15 protein-coding genes are annotated in these 13,516 nt (G+C 61.1%); 6 read left to right on the forward strand and 9 right to left on the reverse strand.

The features are described from left to right. Positions 1 to 105: 105 nt before the first annotated feature. The 4 genes from F0P97_RS25550 (at position 106) to F0P97_RS25565 (ending at position 4,506) form a co-directional block, all read left to right on the forward strand. Positions 106 to 1,317, forward strand: a complete 1,212-nt coding sequence (locus F0P97_RS25550) for an HD-GYP domain-containing protein (RefSeq protein WP_182284853.1) — start codon at positions 106 to 108, stop codon at positions 1,315 to 1,317. Positions 1,318 to 1,404: 87 nt separating this feature from the next. Next, positions 1,405 to 2,493 (forward strand): tRNA preQ1(34) S-adenosylmethionine ribosyltransferase-isomerase QueA, encoded by a 1,089-nt coding sequence (gene queA, locus F0P97_RS25555; RefSeq protein ID WP_034377352.1) that lies wholly within the window; start codon positions 1,405 to 1,407, stop codon positions 2,491 to 2,493. Positions 2,494 to 2,620: 127 nt separating this feature from the next. Then, positions 2,621 to 3,475, forward strand: coding sequence for a Wzz/FepE/Etk N-terminal domain-containing protein (locus tag F0P97_RS25560; protein ID WP_182284854.1), 855 nt, complete (start codon positions 2,621 to 2,623; stop codon positions 3,473 to 3,475). A 104-nt stretch (positions 3,476 to 3,579) separates the two neighbouring features. Further along, positions 3,580 to 4,506 (forward strand): DMT family transporter, encoded by a 927-nt coding sequence (locus F0P97_RS25565; RefSeq protein WP_232538059.1) that lies wholly within the window; start codon positions 3,580 to 3,582, stop codon positions 4,504 to 4,506. Positions 4,507 to 4,526: 20 nt separating this feature from the next. Here the strand turns inward: F0P97_RS25565 and F0P97_RS25570 are convergent, their stop codons facing one another. Then, positions 4,527 to 5,264, reverse strand: coding sequence for a uracil-DNA glycosylase (locus F0P97_RS25570; RefSeq protein ID WP_182284855.1), 738 nt, complete (start codon positions 5,262 to 5,264; stop codon positions 4,527 to 4,529). Positions 5,265 to 5,436: 172 nt separating this feature from the next. Between F0P97_RS25570 and F0P97_RS25575 the strand changes: the two genes are divergently transcribed. Further along, the gene (locus tag F0P97_RS25575; RefSeq protein WP_182284856.1) at positions 5,437 to 5,841 is read left to right on the forward strand and encodes a winged helix-turn-helix domain-containing protein; all 405 of its coding nucleotides are present in this window, start codon (positions 5,437 to 5,439) and stop codon (positions 5,839 to 5,841) included. Positions 5,842 to 5,862: 21 nt separating this feature from the next. Here F0P97_RS25575 and trpC read toward each other — a convergent pair whose 3' ends face one another. The 6 genes from trpC to trpE all read right to left on the reverse strand — a co-directional run bounded on the left by trpC (position 5,863) and on the right by trpE (position 10,371). Next, a complete protein-coding gene (gene trpC / locus F0P97_RS25580) occupies positions 5,863 to 6,663 on the reverse strand; it encodes an indole-3-glycerol phosphate synthase TrpC (RefSeq protein ID WP_182284857.1) in 801 nt (266 codons plus the stop codon). After that, entirely contained in the window at positions 6,656 to 6,808 is a 153-nt protein-coding gene (locus F0P97_RS25585) for a hypothetical protein (protein ID WP_176391566.1), read from the reverse strand. Before F0P97_RS25585 ends, trpC begins: the two co-directional genes overlap by 8 nt. Further along, a complete protein-coding gene (gene trpD / locus F0P97_RS25590; RefSeq protein WP_182287313.1) occupies positions 6,805 to 7,848 on the reverse strand; it encodes an anthranilate phosphoribosyltransferase in 1,044 nt (347 codons plus the stop codon). The genes F0P97_RS25585 and trpD overlap by 4 nt, the downstream gene beginning before the upstream one ends. A 111-nt stretch (positions 7,849 to 7,959) precedes the next feature. After that, a complete protein-coding gene (locus tag F0P97_RS25595; protein WP_034355070.1) occupies positions 7,960 to 8,541 on the reverse strand; it encodes an anthranilate synthase component II in 582 nt (193 codons plus the stop codon). 4 nt (positions 8,542 to 8,545) lie between these two features. Further along, a complete protein-coding gene (locus F0P97_RS25600; RefSeq protein ID WP_182284858.1) occupies positions 8,546 to 8,875 on the reverse strand; it encodes a chorismate mutase in 330 nt (109 codons plus the stop codon). Beyond that, positions 8,872 to 10,371, reverse strand: coding sequence for an anthranilate synthase component I (trpE, locus tag F0P97_RS25605; RefSeq protein WP_182284859.1), 1,500 nt, complete (start codon positions 10,369 to 10,371; stop codon positions 8,872 to 8,874). Before trpE ends, F0P97_RS25600 begins: the two co-directional genes overlap by 4 nt. 443 nt (positions 10,372 to 10,814) lie before the next feature. On the opposite strand from trpE, the gene F0P97_RS25610 reads away from it, so the two are divergent. After that, positions 10,815 to 11,420, forward strand: a complete 606-nt coding sequence (locus tag F0P97_RS25610; protein ID WP_182284860.1) for a chalcone isomerase family protein — start codon at positions 10,815 to 10,817, stop codon at positions 11,418 to 11,420. A 1-nt stretch (position 11,421) separates the two neighbouring features. Here the strand turns inward: F0P97_RS25610 and speE are convergent, their stop codons facing one another. Both speE and F0P97_RS25620 read right to left on the reverse strand, forming a co-directional pair. Then, positions 11,422 to 12,687 carry a polyamine aminopropyltransferase gene (gene speE / locus F0P97_RS25615; RefSeq protein WP_182284861.1) on the reverse strand — a complete coding sequence of 422 codons (1,266 nt, stop codon included), beginning with the start codon at positions 12,685 to 12,687 and terminating at the stop codon, positions 11,422 to 11,424. Between the two features lie 138 nt (positions 12,688 to 12,825). Further along, positions 12,826 to 13,506: a phosphoglycolate phosphatase gene (locus F0P97_RS25620; RefSeq protein ID WP_182284862.1), complete on the reverse strand. Its 681-nt coding sequence runs from the start codon at positions 13,504 to 13,506 to the stop codon at positions 12,826 to 12,828. Positions 13,507 to 13,516 lie beyond the last annotated feature (10 nt).

Below are 13,516 nucleotides of genomic sequence, written 5' to 3' on the forward strand. Positions count from 1 at the left end.
TATGTATATACAGCATATTCAGGTATGCAAACAACTGCCTCCAGCGCAACAACGTCAAAATCGCTACCATTCTCAAATTGTTACTGCGTGTTTCCGTAGAAATTCATGTTGAAGCGAGTTGATGTCGAGCACCTGCGCCCGGGAATGTTTGTGCACGAGTTCTGCGGCTCGTGGATGGAGCACCCCTTTTTGCGTGCCCGCCTCCTGCTCGATCAGCCCAGGGACCTGGAACGCCTGCTTGCCACCACCATCCGCCAGGTGTGGATAGACACCGGCAAGGGGGCCGACATCGCCCCCGACATCACGCCCGCAGAAGTCTCTGAGTCGCCAGGCGACGAAGCTGTGCCAAGCTCGCCGGTACGGCCCACCAGAACCAGCGTGGAGTTGCAGCAGGCCCGTCAGATCATTGGGCAGGCACGTGATGTGCTCAAGACCATGTTCAAGGACGTTCGCCTGGGCCGCCCGCTGGACCTGCCTGCCTCAGGCCTGCTGGTCGACGAGATGGCCGAGTCGATCAAGCGCAACCCCCATGCCCTGATCAGCCTGGCGCGACTGAAGACTGCGGACAACTACTCCTATATGCACAGCATTGCGGTGTGCGCGCTGATGATTGGTCTGGCACGCCGCATGGGTCTGGACGAGCACCAGGTGCATCAGGCCGGTATCGCAGGCCTGCTGCACGACATCGGTAAAAGCAGAGTACCGCCAGATGTTCTCAACAAGCCTGGGCCGCTGGATGCCGAGGAATGGGTCATCATGAAGTCCCACCCTCGCTGGGGCTACGAAATCCTGCTGCCTCAGGGGCTGGACGACGCCGTTACCGACGCCTGCCTGCATCACCACGAAAAAGTCGACGGCACGGGCTATCCCGACGGACTGAAGCAGGACGAGATCAGTCTGATGGCGCGCATGACGGCAGTCTGCGATGTCTATGACGCAATCACCTCGGATCGCCCCTACAAGCAGGGCTGGCACCCGGCCATCGCGCTGCAGCGCATGGCGCAATGGGCGCCCCATCATTTCGACAAGGCCATCTTCGAGCAGTTTGTCCAGACGGTGGGCATCTACCCGCTGGGCTCGCTGGTGCGACTGCAGTCGCAGCATCTTGCCGTGGTGCTGGATGTCTCGCCGAGCTGTTTGCTGACCCCGAAAGTGCGGCGCTTTTACTGCCTGCGCCAGCAACGCCGCATCACGCCCGAGATTCTCGACCTGGCGTGCCCCCAAGCGAACGACAGCATCGTCGGGCGCGAAGACCCTGCCGACTGGCCCTTCAGGAATCTCAACGAGCTCTGGAACCCAGCCGCTGCTCAGCCCTGAAGCCGGCAGCCCTAATGGCGATTTGCGACAATCGCCCACTTGTTTGATTGAACTTGGAACGGGCCTCGTACGGCCCTCAAGCACCGCATGTCTTCCTGCACCCGTGAATTCACACTCAGCGATTTCGACTTCGACCTGCCCGAATCCCTGATTGCCCAGCATCCCACCGCCGTTCGCAGCGCCTCGCGCCTGCTTGACGGCCGCAGCCTCCCGGCCACCGACCGCATCTTCCGCGAACTGCCCGATCTGCTACAGCCCGGCGACCTGCTGGTCTTCAACGACACCAAGGTCATCAAGGCGCGCGTCTTCGGCGAAAAGGCCAGCGGCGGCAAGATCGAACTGCTGGTCGAGCGCGTGCTGCAGAACAACGAGGTTGTGGCCCATATGCGCGTGAGCAAGAAGCCCTTGCCTGGTGCCAAGATCCATCTTTGCGGCGGCCTCAAGAACGGCGGTTTCGAAGCCACCCTGCTGGGCCGCTGGCCGGACGAGAACGGACCACTGTTCCATCTTTCCTTCAAGGGCAACCAGGGCGAATCGCCCTATGAATTGCTGGAGCAGTTCGGCCACCTGCCTCTGCCGCCCTATATCGAGCGCCAGCAAAACGCCGAGCATGATCCGGATGAAAAGGAAGACAGCGAGCGCTACCAGACCGTGTTCGCAGCCCACCCTGGTGCCGTGGCCGCACCGACCGCCGCCCTGCATTTCGACGAGACCGTTCTGGCCGCCCTGCAAGCCAAGGGCGTGGAGCGCGCCAGCGTCACCCTGCATGTGGGAGCCGGCACCTTCCAGCCCGTCAAGACCGAAAACCTTGCCGACCACACCATGCACAGCGAGTGGTACGACATTCCCCTGCCCACATTGGCTGCCATGGAGCGCTGCCGCCAGCGCGGCGGCCGCATCATTGCAGTGGGCACCACCACGGTGCGCACGCTGGAGTCCTGGGCCAAGTACGGCAATATCAGCGGCGACACCAGCATCTTCATCACCCCGGGCTTTCAGTACCAGGTGGTCGACATGCTGATCACCAACTTCCATCTGCCCAAAAGCACGCTGATGATGCTGGTCAGCGCTTTTGCGGGCTATGAGCACATCATGGGCATGTATCAGCATGCGATTGCCCAGCATTACCGCTTCTTCAGCTATGGAGACTCCATGCTGCTGGAGCGCCAGCGCTGATCTGCAACACATTGGAGCCGCTGTGCCGGCTCCTGGCATAAGGAGTTACAGAAACACTGGGGTCAATCTTTTCTTAGTGGTAGATTTCATCGTTTTGTCAAAGTGCTTATTCATTTAGAAAAAATCAATGGAAGTTCAAACCCCACAAGATGAAGAGCTGGATCTGCTGGATCTTTTGGTCACTCTCGCAGAAAACTGGAAAATTCTGATTTTCGGCCCGCTGCTGGCTGGCATCGCGGCCTATGGAATCGCCCTGGCGATCCCCAAGACCTACGAGAGCAGCGCATCGGTTCAGGTGGAGCGTGCCGGCTCCAGCTTTACCGCCCCCATGGCCGCCAGCCTGGCGATGTCTGCGGACGTGCTGCAACAGATTGCCCCCGTTGCAGGCCTGGACGATGGCCTGACCAAGGAGGAAATCTATAAAAAGCTCAGCAAGCGCATCACCGTCAATGTCGGCAAGCAGGACAAGCTGCTGAATATTTCAACGCAGGCCAAATCGCCCGAAGCGGCTCAAAAGCTCAACCAGGCACTGCTGGACACCTTGTTTCCTCTGAGCAAGCCACGCGGCCTGGAAAAAAAGCAGCTGGAAGTGCAGCTGGCCTCCGAAAAGACGCGCCTGGAGGAGTCCCTCAAGCTGGAGCATGACACCTCCGCCAATCTCTCCTCGGGGAAAAGTGTCACCGAAGCCACCAGCCGCCTCTATGGCGAACTGCTGACCGCCAACAGCAATCGCCAGAAGGGGATTCTGGACATGGAGCGCCGCCTTGAAGGTCTGGACAGCGACGATGTGATCCAGATGCCGACCCTGCCCGAGCTCTCCATCAAGCCCAAGAAGCCCATGCTGGCCATTGGTGCGGCCGTGGGCACCGGCTTCCTGCTGCTGCTGTTTGTCTTCATCCGGCAAGCGCTGCGCACCGCCAAGGAGTCTTCGACCGAGCAGGCCGAAAAAATTGCGCGTATTCGTAACGCCATGCCCTGGTAATCCGTCTTCACCCCATCCAGTGCCCGCACCTCACAGTGCGGGCATTTTTATGGGCGTCACAACCCAGGCCGGCAACTTCATCCCCCTAGAATTCCTCGCTTCTCTTGTCGCAATTCGCTACGGACATGCTCCCCAGCTGGCTCTCTCCCACACTTTCCCCGTCAGCGCAGTCGGCCATCCGCGGTGTTCTGCTCACCATATTCGCCTGTGCGCTGTTTGCCGTTCTGGATAGCGCCACCAAGTTCACGGGAACACTGCTTCCGGTTCTCATGGTTCTGTGGCTGCGCTTCACGGCCCAGGCCCTGGTCACCAGCGTGCTGGTTTTGCCTCGGCATGGCTTTTCGGCACTGAGAACCCAGACCTTGAGTTTTCAGCTTCTGAGAGCGATCTCGGGGCTGTTGACCACGGTCTGCGCCTTTTTCTGCATAAAGAACATGCCTTTGGCCAATTTCACGGCCATCTGGTCAGCGGCTCCGCTGTTTATCGTGGTGGCCTCGGCGCTATTTTTCAAAGAGAAGGTCAGCCCTGCCCGTTGGTCGCTGCTGGTGATCGGTCTGCTGGCAGTGATTGCCATCGTCCGACCGGAAAACGATGGACAGCCCTTGGGCCTGGCCGCTCTGTGGCCGGTTGGTCTGCTGGTATCGGGCACCACCTACCAGGTTCTCGGAAGTCGCCTGTCGCGCCTGGATTCACCTCCTACCACCCAACTTTACTCGACCTGGCTGCCCTTGCTGCTGACCACGCCTCTCATAGGCTTTGTATGGCAGCCCATCGATGACTGGCAGATCTACGCAGCGGCAGCTGTGATGGGCCTTTGCAGCGGCATTGGCCACCTGATGCTGCTGCAGGCATACACCCACGCCACGCCCGCAACCGTGGCGCCTTTCCTCTACAGCCAGATCGGCTTTGCCATGCTGATGGGCTGGCTGTTTTTTGGGCAGCTTCCCGACAGCACATCGCTGCTCGGAATGACGGTGGTGACGCTCAACGGCCTGACGGGCGTCTGGCTTGGAATCAGGGAAAAGCGCTGAGACAGCACAATCTGGCCATCTCAATAGCCGTGTCTGAGCTTGAACTCCCTGGCCTTGCCGAAGTGCCCGTTACCGATAAAGGGCACGGGAGGCCTCAGAGCCGATAGCGGCGAAGGGTGGTTGCTCATCAGCACCAGATGGCCACGATCCTGAGGAATGAACACACGCTTGGACTGGGCGTGCGAGCCCCAGAGCATGAAGACCGTGGGCCGCCCCTGCTCGGCAACATGCCGGATGATGGCATCGGTCAGCTCTTCCCAGCCTTTTTTGGCATGGCTTGCGGCTTGCCCTTCTTCCACCGTCAGACTGGTGTTGAGCAGCAGTACGCCATGCTGAGCCCAGCTCACCAGACTGCCACCAGGCTGGGGAAAAGCCGGAAACGGCGTACCCAGCTCGCGCTGCATTTCCTTGAAGATATTCTGCAGCGATGGCGGCACGCGCACCCCGGGTGCGACAGAAAATGCCAAGCCCTCGGCCTGCCCGCGACCATGATAGGGGTCCTGCCCCAGGATCACGACACGCACATCCTCTGGCGGTGTCAGCTCCAGGGCCCTCAAGGGAGCCGGGGGAAAGATCACGGCGCCGGAATCCAGTCTTTGCTGCAAAAACTGCAGCAGCCCCTGGCCTGTGCTCCCAGCAAAGAAAGAGTCGACAACAGTTTTCCAGTCTGACGAGACAGGCCAGTCCTGCGGATCTGCACTCATCAACTGGGTAGGCGCAGCGGTGTTAGCACTCATGCTCTGGCTAGTGAAGTTCATGCGTGGATTTTCTCAACTTCCGCAGCCATCTCGAAGGATTTCCTCAAGGGTTCCCACCTATTTGGAGGCTCAAAATACCTGATTTCAGTGAGTGACACATTCTGACAATTTGCAAAGAATCGATTCCAACATAGCTGACCACTTGGCGGCTCGGGCTCACAAGGAGTTATTCATGCACACCTCTTCTGCCACTCACTCACAAGCCTCTGCCACGCAGGCCTTCTTTTCCTGTGCCCGTCCCGCGTTCACCTTGAGTCCCCAGGGCTTCAAGTTTGCTGACTGGGAGCTGAGGCTGCGCTCGCGCAGCCTCATCAGCGCTGCCGGGCATGAGGTGGGACTGACCAAGAGCGAATTCTCGCTGCTGCTGGCCCTGCTCAAACGTCCCAGGCAAATCATGAGCCGTGAGCAGATCATGGATCTGACACAGGCCGAAGATGATGTCTTTGACCGTGCCATTGATGTGCAGATGCTGCGCTTGCGCCGCAAGGTCGAAACGTCCGGCCGCGCGCCCACGCTGCTCAAGACCAAGCGTGGCGTCGGTTACTTTCTGGATGCCGATGTGCAGGTTCTGCGCTGAACCGGCACAGCCGCCCACCGTTTACTGAAACAACTGGGCCAGGGCCTCACCCGGCTCGCGGGCACGCATAAAGGCTTCGCCCACCAGGAAGGCGTCAATGCCCGCATCACGCATGGTCTTCACATCGTCCCGGCTCAGGATGCCGGACTCGGTCACCAGCAGGCGGTCGGCGGGCACATCCTTCTTGAGGGCAATCGTGGTCTGAATATCGACCTCGAATGTGCGCAGATTGCGGTTGTTGATGCCCACCAGCGGCGTCTTGAGCTTGAGAGCGCGCTGCAACTCCTCGCCGTCATGCACTTCCACCAGCACATCCATGTCCAGGCTGTGCGCAATCTGCTCCATCTCGGCCATCTGCGCGTCGTCCAGGCAGGCGGCGATCAACAGCACGCAGTCGGCGCCCATCACACGCGATTCGTAGATCTGATAGGGGTCGACCATGAAATCCTTGCGCAGCACCGGCAGCAGCGTGCTCGCGCGGGCCTGCTTGAGATAGTCGGGTTGCCCCTGGAAGAACTGGCGATCGGTCAGCACCGACAGGCAGGCAGCACTGATCTTGCCATCGCCCACCATATAGCTCTGGGCGATATCGGCGGGATCGAAATCGGCTCGGATCACGCCCTTGCTGGGGCTGGCCTTCTTGACTTCGGCGATCACGCCGGCCTGTCCCTTGGCAATCTTGGCACGGATGGCGCCCACGAAATCGCGCGTGGAGACACGGCTTTGCGCATCGCGGCGCATCTCGGCAAACGACACGGCCTTCTTGGCGGCAGCAACTTCCTGGACCTTGACGTCGCAGATTTTCTTGAGAATGTCAGACATGGTTTTCCTTGTTGGTGGCGTCGGCGCGCAAGACCTTCATGATGACGCGGTGCATGCCTATGCCCACCACGATGAACAGCAGGGAGACACCCAGCACGATCCAGGTGCCGGCATCACTCCAGATGGGCGCATCCAGCAGGCTCATGCCGCAGCCTGGCCGAGCTTTTGCGAATAGGCCACCAGCTCCTGGAGCTTGGCCAGTGCCGCGCCGCTGTCGATGGCCTGTTGTGCACGCTCCAGGCCCTCTTCGATCGAGCCGGCCACATTGGCGGCATAGAGGGCGGCGCCGGAGTTGAGACAGACGATATCGCGTGCCGGGCCTTGCACCCCCTGCAGCACGCCCATCAGCATGGCCTTGGACTCCTCGGGATTGTCGACCTTGAGCGAGCGCGTGCCCGCCATGCGCAGCCCGAAGTCCTCGGGATGGACCTCATACTCGCGCACCACGCCGTCCTTGAGCTCGCCAACCAGCGTGCCCGCGCCCAGACTGATTTCATCCAGGCCATCGCGACCATAGACGACCAGCGCATGCTCGGCACCCAGGCGCTGCAGGGCACGCACCTGAATGCCGACCAGGTCTTCGTGGAACACGCCCATCAGGATATTGGGCGCGGATGCCGGGTTGGTAAGCGGGCCCAGAATGTTGAAGATGGTGCGCACGCCCAGTTCCTTGCGCACAGGGGCCACGTTCTTCATGGCCGGATGATGGTTGGGCGCAAACATGAAGCCTATGCCCACATCGCGTATGCAATCGGCGATCTGTGCGGCGTTGAGGTTGATGTTGACGCCCAGCGCCTCCATGGCATCGGCGCTGCCCGACTTGCTGCTGACGCTGCGTCCGCCATGCTTGCTGACCTTGCCGCCCGCCGCCGCGATCACAAAGGTAGAGCAGGTGGAGATATTGAAGGTGTTGGCGCCGTCGCCGCCGGTGCCGACGATATCGACCAGATTCCTCTTGTCGTGCACGTTCACCTTGTTGGAGAACTCGCGCATCACCTCGGCCGCAGCCGAGATCTCGCCAATGGTTTCCTTCTTCACGCGCAGACCCGTGATGATGGAAGCCGTCATCACGGGCGAGAGCTCGCCGCGCATGATCATGCGCATCAGATGCAGCATTTCGTCATGGAAGATTTCACGATGCTCGATGGTTCGCTGCAGCGCTTCCTGGGGAGTGATCATTGCAATACCTCACTATGCTTTTGGGAGCTTTTTACGCATACCAATACTTGATTTCCTATTGTTTTTATTCTGAAATCAAGCATTGACATGCGCTAGCAGCTATCAATAAATCTGTGGTTATTTCTGGTCGAGAAAGTTCTTCAGCATGGCATGGCCATGCTCGGTCAGAATGCTCTCGGGGTGGAACTGCACGCCCTCGATAGCCAGTTCGCGATGACGCACCCCCTGGATTTCACCATCTTCGCTGGTTGCGGTGATTTCAAGGCATTCGGGCAGCGTGCTCCGGTCTATGACCAGAGAGTGATAGCGGTTGACCGTGAACTGCCTGGGCAGGTCGGCAAACACGCCCTTCTGGTCGGTGCTGATCACGCTGGTCTTGCCATGCATCTGCTGGCCCGCCCGGATGATGTCGCCGCCAAAGGCCGCGCCGATGCTCTGGTGCCCCAGGCACACGCCCAGAATCGGCAGCTTGCCCGCGAAATGCTTGATCGCCGCCACCGAGATGCCCGCCTCGTTGGGCGAGCAGGGGCCGGGCGAGATCACCAGCCGCTCGATGCCTTCGCGCGCGATCAGCGCCTCGACTTCGGCCACCGTGGTTTCGTCATTGCGCACCACGGTCACCTCCGCGCCCAGCTCGCCAAAGTACTGGACGATGTTGTAGGTAAAGCTGTCGTAGTTATCGACCATCAGCAGTTTCATGGTCTTACTCCCCTGATTTCCTGGGTTCACGCAGCCGCGCAAATTCCTGGTGTTCGTAGGCGATGCAGGCTTCCATCAGCGCGCGATAGACGGTCTCCATCACATCGGGCTGGCCGCCCTCCTGCGCTGTGCGCTCACGCACGCGGCTGACGATGGCTTCGATACGCGCCTCATCGCGCACCTGACCCACGTCACCCTTGATGCGCGCCGCCTGCTGCATATAGCCGATGCGCGTGACCAGCAGCGGCACGAGTACATCGTCTAGCGCATTCACATTGCGGCGTACATCTTCCATGGTGGTGCAGTGCTGCACCAGATCAATGGCTTGGCTCATTCCAGACCTTCCTCAACCAGTTCAGCGGCGCGCAGCAGGGCGCGGGCCTTGTGTTCTGTCTCTCTCCATTCCAGCTCGGGCACGGAGTCGGCCACCACGCCGGCAGCGGCCTGCACATAGAGCACGTTGTCCTTGATGACGCCGGTGCGGATCGCAATCGCCAGATCCATGTCGCCGGCAAAGCTCAGATAGCCGCAGGCGCCGCCGTAGATGCCGCGCTTGCTGGGTTCGAGCCGGTCGATGACTTCCATGGCATGCACCTTGGGAGCGCCCGTCAGCGTGCCGGCGGGGAAGGTGGCCTTGAATACGTCCATATTGTCCATGCCGTCCTGCAAGATGCCTTCCACATTGCTCACGATATGCATGACATGGCTGTAGCGTTCCACGGCAAAGGCTTCGGTCACCTTGACGCTGCCGGTCCTGGCAATGCGGCCGATATCGTTGCGCGCCAGATCGATCAGCATCACATGCTCGGCACGCTCCTTGGGGTCGGCGATCAGCTCCTGCTCGGTGGCCTTGTCGGCCTCCACCGTATTGCCGCGCGGACGGGTGCCGGCCAGGGGGCGAATCGTGACCTTCTGGCCATCGGGCGTGCGCTCCTGGCGCACCAGGATCTCCGGGCTGGCCCCCACCACATGGAAATCTCCGAAATGGTAGAAGTACATATAGGGACTGGGGTTGAGCGAGCGCAGCGCGCGGTACAGCGACAGCGGCGAGGCCGTGAAACGCTTGTGAATGCGCTGGCCCACCTGCACCTGCATGAAGTCGCCCGCCGCAATCAGCTCCTTGGCCTTTTGCACGGCGTCCAGATAGTCCTGCTTGTCGAAGCTGCGCTCTGCGGGATAGCTCTCGCCAGCACGAATCTGCGGCGCGCTGACGGAATAGCGCAGCTGGTCCTTGAGCTGGCGCAGTCGCTTCTTGGCGCGGGTATAGGCTTCGGCCTCGCCGGGGTTGGCATAGACGATGAGATAGAGCTTGCCCGAGAGGTTGTCGATGACGGCGACCTCTTCGCACTGCAGCAGCATGATGTCGGGCGTGCCCAGGCTGTCGGGCGGACAGCTGCTCTCCAGCTTTTTCTCGATGTAGCGCACGGCGTCATAGCCGAAATAGCCGGCCAGACCACCGCAAAAACGCGGCATGCCGGGCGTGACGGCAACCTTGAAGCGCTGCTGATAGGCTGCGATGAAGTCCAGCGGATTGCCGCCGGCTGTCTCCACCACCTTGCCATCCGTCACTACTTCGGTCCTGGCTTCAGGGCCAAAGCCCGAGGCGCGCACAAAGCTGCGTGCCGGCAGGCCGATGAAGCTGTAGCGGCCGAAGCGCTCGCCGCCGACGACGGATTCCAGCAAGAAGCTGTACTTGCCGTCGCCATTGGCATGGGCCAGCTTGAGATAGAGGGAAAGCGGGGTTTCGAGGTCGGCAAAGGCCTCGATCAGCAGGGGGATGCGGTTATAGCCTTGGGCCGCAAGTGATTTGAATTCCAGTTCCGTGATCACGGGAGAAGCTCCGGGAGTCATGGCGCATGGTGCATCTGCACGGATTGACTACGGGCAGATGACGCGTTTGAAGAAGGGATGCGCCGGTTCATTCCAAGTGGCCCGAAGTATGCAACGCATGGGGCCGCGGGGTGCACGCCGGGCTCGTGCCGGGTGCTTCAGCAGTTCAGATGTGCAGGCTTACGCCAGGGCCAGGCTCCCCGGTCTCCACAACCTGCATTGAACGTGCGATGAATGAACATGATGCGGACAGTGTAGCGCATAGCGCCGCCGCGCAAACAATAGCGCACTGATGCCGTGCAACGCCCCCTTGCTGGGGACAGACCTGATTGCAGCAATCACGGACAAAAACAAACATACCGCTTTCACCGGAACGCTCGCCCACGGCGTGCAAGCGAAGCGGTCACCAGAACTGCTCGGCCGGAAATCACGAGGAGACAGCCATGCCCAGTGCCCGTTTGATGCCAGCCTTGCTGCTGGCAGCCGCTCTTGCCTGCCCGGCCTCTCAGGCACAAGGCATGCCCTCCGAACCCGTGAAACTTCACGGTGTCATCTATGCCCCCAGCTTGCAGTCCCAGGGCAGGACGCTGGAACTCAATGGCGCAGGCACCCGCTACAAGGCCGTCTTCAAGGTCTATACCGCCGGCCTGTACCTGGAAAAGCCGGCACGCAGCCTGCAGGAAATCGCCGCCCTGCCCGGCCCCAAGCGCATCAGCGTGACCATGCTGCGCGATATCGACTCGGCCGAGCTGGGCAAGCTGTTCTCGCGCGGCATGGAAGACAATATGGAGCGGGCCGCCTTCTCCAAGCTGATTCCGGGGGTGATGCGCATGAGCGAGATCTTCACCCAGCACAAAAAGCTGCTCGCAGGCGAGAGCTTCATGGTGGACTGGCTGCCCGGCCAGGGCGCCATCGTGACCGTCAAGGGCCAGCCTCAGGGCGAGGCCTTCAAGGAGCCCGAATTCTTCAACGCCCTGCTGGGCATCTGGCTGGGTCCCAAGCCCGCCGATCAGCAGCTCAAGAAAGCGCTGCTGGGCGAGGCTGGCTGACTCACTTGAGCAGCTCGCGGTAATAGTTGGGCAGTGCAAACAGTGCGCCGTGCACCTGCTCGTTGTAGTACTGCAGATCCCGCACCTTGCGCTGCCTGAGGCGTTCGGCCAGCTGCGGCGCCTTCAGCTCCAGCGGATCGAGCTCATCGGAGGCCACAGCCAGCCCCCAGTAAGCGCCGTAAAGCGGAATATAGAGGCCGTAGCAGCGCACCACGGCAAACTGCTGACGCAGGCTGCGCACCAGTTCGGTCACCTGCGGGCCGTGGAAGACGGGGCTGCCCAGATGCAGCACCAACGCGCCGCCCGGAGCCAGCACGCGCTTCATGCGTGCCAGCGCGTCAGGCGCATACAGGGCGCTGGCAGGGGTGTCGGGATCGGTCAAATCCATCAGCGCCAGATCGAAGCGCTCATCCGTTGCCTCCATCAGGGCCAGACCATCGCCTATGCAGACCTCGACACGGGCATCATCGAGCGCACCGCGATGCACGGCTTGCAGATGCTGGCGCGAGAACTGCACCACGGCCTCGTCCAGCTCTGCCAGCACCACGCGCTCGATGCTAGGGTGCTTGAGCAGCTCCTCGGCGGCCCCGCCATCGCCGCCACCCAGAATCAAGGCCTTGCGCGGCGCGGGATGGGCCATTGCGGCCGGGTGCACCAGGGCCTCGTGATAGAAAAACTCCTCGCCCTCGGAGGTCATGAAGCGATCGTCGAGACGCAGCACCTTGCCGAACTGCGGCGTCTGCAGCAACTCCAGCTTCTGATACGGGGTCTGCAGCGTCTGCAGCGCCGTGGCGCGGTAGCCAAAGCGTGCATGGGGCGCGAGCTGCTCCTGGGCCCAGCCGGATTCGGGCCCGGGTACAGGCTCCACGTCATGGTCTGCCGGCTGCGCCATGCCTATGTCGCCGCGCATCAATTGCTGACGCAACACCTTTTTGGGCGCGAAAGCGTCGATCACGCCTTCCATCAGACTGCGGGCCTTGCCCGAGTTGTCGGCGGAAAAATTGCACACATAGACGTCGATGGTGACACTGCCCGTCTCGGGCCAGGTATGTATGGCCAGATGGGACTCCGCCAGCAACACCGTACCCGTCACCCCGCCGGGCTGGCCTTCATAGGGCGGGAACTTCACCCAGGTGTCATCCACGAGGGTCAGCCCCGAGGCCGCAGTCTGTTCGCGGCAAAGGCCGGCGATGGCGTCGGCATCGAGCATGTAGCGCTCGGAGCCTGCGCATTGGTAAAGGTCGGCAGTCAGGTGCAATCCGTGCATGTGGCGTGAGTCCCCCTTCGTTCTCTGCCGGCTGCAAGGCAATGCACGAGCCGACATTGGTTCAAGCAAAGCAAATGACTCTAGCAAATATGCTTATCCGCACTCTTTCTTGCCAGATATGTGGACCAACAGGCGACATCACACCACAAGCTGCTCCAGCGAATCCAGATGGGCCCTGGCCTCGACCGCCGTGATGGGCTGGCCGTGGTTGTAGCCGTAGGTCATCAGCACCACGGGGCAGCCGGCGGCATGGGCGGCCTGGGCATCGTTGCTGGAGTCACCCACCATCAGCGTGCGTGCGGGTTCGCTGCCCAAGGCCTTGCAGGTCTCGACCAGCGGCATGGGGTCGGGCTTTTTGCGCGGGAAGGAGTCGCCACCGAACACACAGTCGAAAAAGCCGTCCAGCCCCTTGGCGGCCAGCAGGGGCTGGGCAAAGGACAAAGGCTTGTTGGTCAGGCAGGCCATGCGCAGGCCCAGGGACTGGAGTGCCTGCAGACCTTCGGCCACGCCCGGATAGACATCGGCAAACTGGCCGTTGATGGCCAGGTAATGGTGCTCATAACGCTGCCAGGCCTGGGGATACAGGGCATCGATGTCCGGTGCCTCCACATGAGCCAGTACGGAACGGATCAGGTGCTCGCTGCCCTTGCCCACCATGTTTTCGATGATCTGCGGCGCTATGGCCGGCAGTTGCAGATCGGCCAGCATGCGGTTGAGCGCTTCGGCGAAGTCCCCCAGCGTATTCACCATGGTGCCATCGAGGTCGACCATGACGGCATCCAGTTCCAGATGGAGCAACGGAATAAAGTTTGCAACCATGAAATAAAGT

Origin of the sequence: Comamonas testosteroni (genome assembly GCF_014076415.1) — a bacterium.
Taxonomy (GTDB): Bacteria; Pseudomonadota; Gammaproteobacteria; order Burkholderiales; family Burkholderiaceae_C; genus Comamonas; species Comamonas testosteroni_F.

Bases quoted from the DNA above. Each gene is read 5' to 3' on its own strand.
- F0P97_RS25550 (WP_182284853.1), top strand. From the start codon at position 106: ATGTTGAAGCGAGTTGATGTCGAGCACCTGCGCCCGGGAATGTTTGTG.
- queA (WP_034377352.1), top strand. From the start codon at position 1,405: ATGTCTTCCTGCACCCGTGAATTCACACTCAGCGATTTCGACTTCGAC.
- F0P97_RS25560 (WP_182284854.1), top strand. From the start codon at position 2,621: ATGGAAGTTCAAACCCCACAAGATGAAGAGCTGGATCTGCTGGATCTT.
- F0P97_RS25570 (WP_182284855.1), bottom strand. From the start codon at position 5,264: ATGAACTTCACTAGCCAGAGCATGAGTGCTAACACCGCTGCGCCTACC.
- F0P97_RS25575 (WP_182284856.1), top strand. From the start codon at position 5,437: ATGCACACCTCTTCTGCCACTCACTCACAAGCCTCTGCCACGCAGGCC.
- trpC (WP_182284857.1), bottom strand. From the start codon at position 6,663: ATGTCTGACATTCTCAAGAAAATCTGCGACGTCAAGGTCCAGGAAGTT.
- F0P97_RS25585 (WP_176391566.1), bottom strand. From the start codon at position 6,808: ATGAGCCTGCTGGATGCGCCCATCTGGAGTGATGCCGGCACCTGGATC.
- F0P97_RS25595 (WP_034355070.1), bottom strand. From the start codon at position 8,541: ATGAAACTGCTGATGGTCGATAACTACGACAGCTTTACCTACAACATC.
- F0P97_RS25600 (WP_182284858.1), bottom strand. From the start codon at position 8,875: ATGAGCCAAGCCATTGATCTGGTGCAGCACTGCACCACCATGGAAGAT.
- F0P97_RS25610 (WP_182284860.1), top strand. From the start codon at position 10,815: ATGCCCAGTGCCCGTTTGATGCCAGCCTTGCTGCTGGCAGCCGCTCTT.
- speE (WP_182284861.1), bottom strand. From the start codon at position 12,687: ATGCACGGATTGCACCTGACTGCCGACCTTTACCAATGCGCAGGCTCC.
- F0P97_RS25620 (WP_182284862.1), bottom strand. From the start codon at position 13,506: ATGGTTGCAAACTTTATTCCGTTGCTCCATCTGGAACTGGATGCCGTC.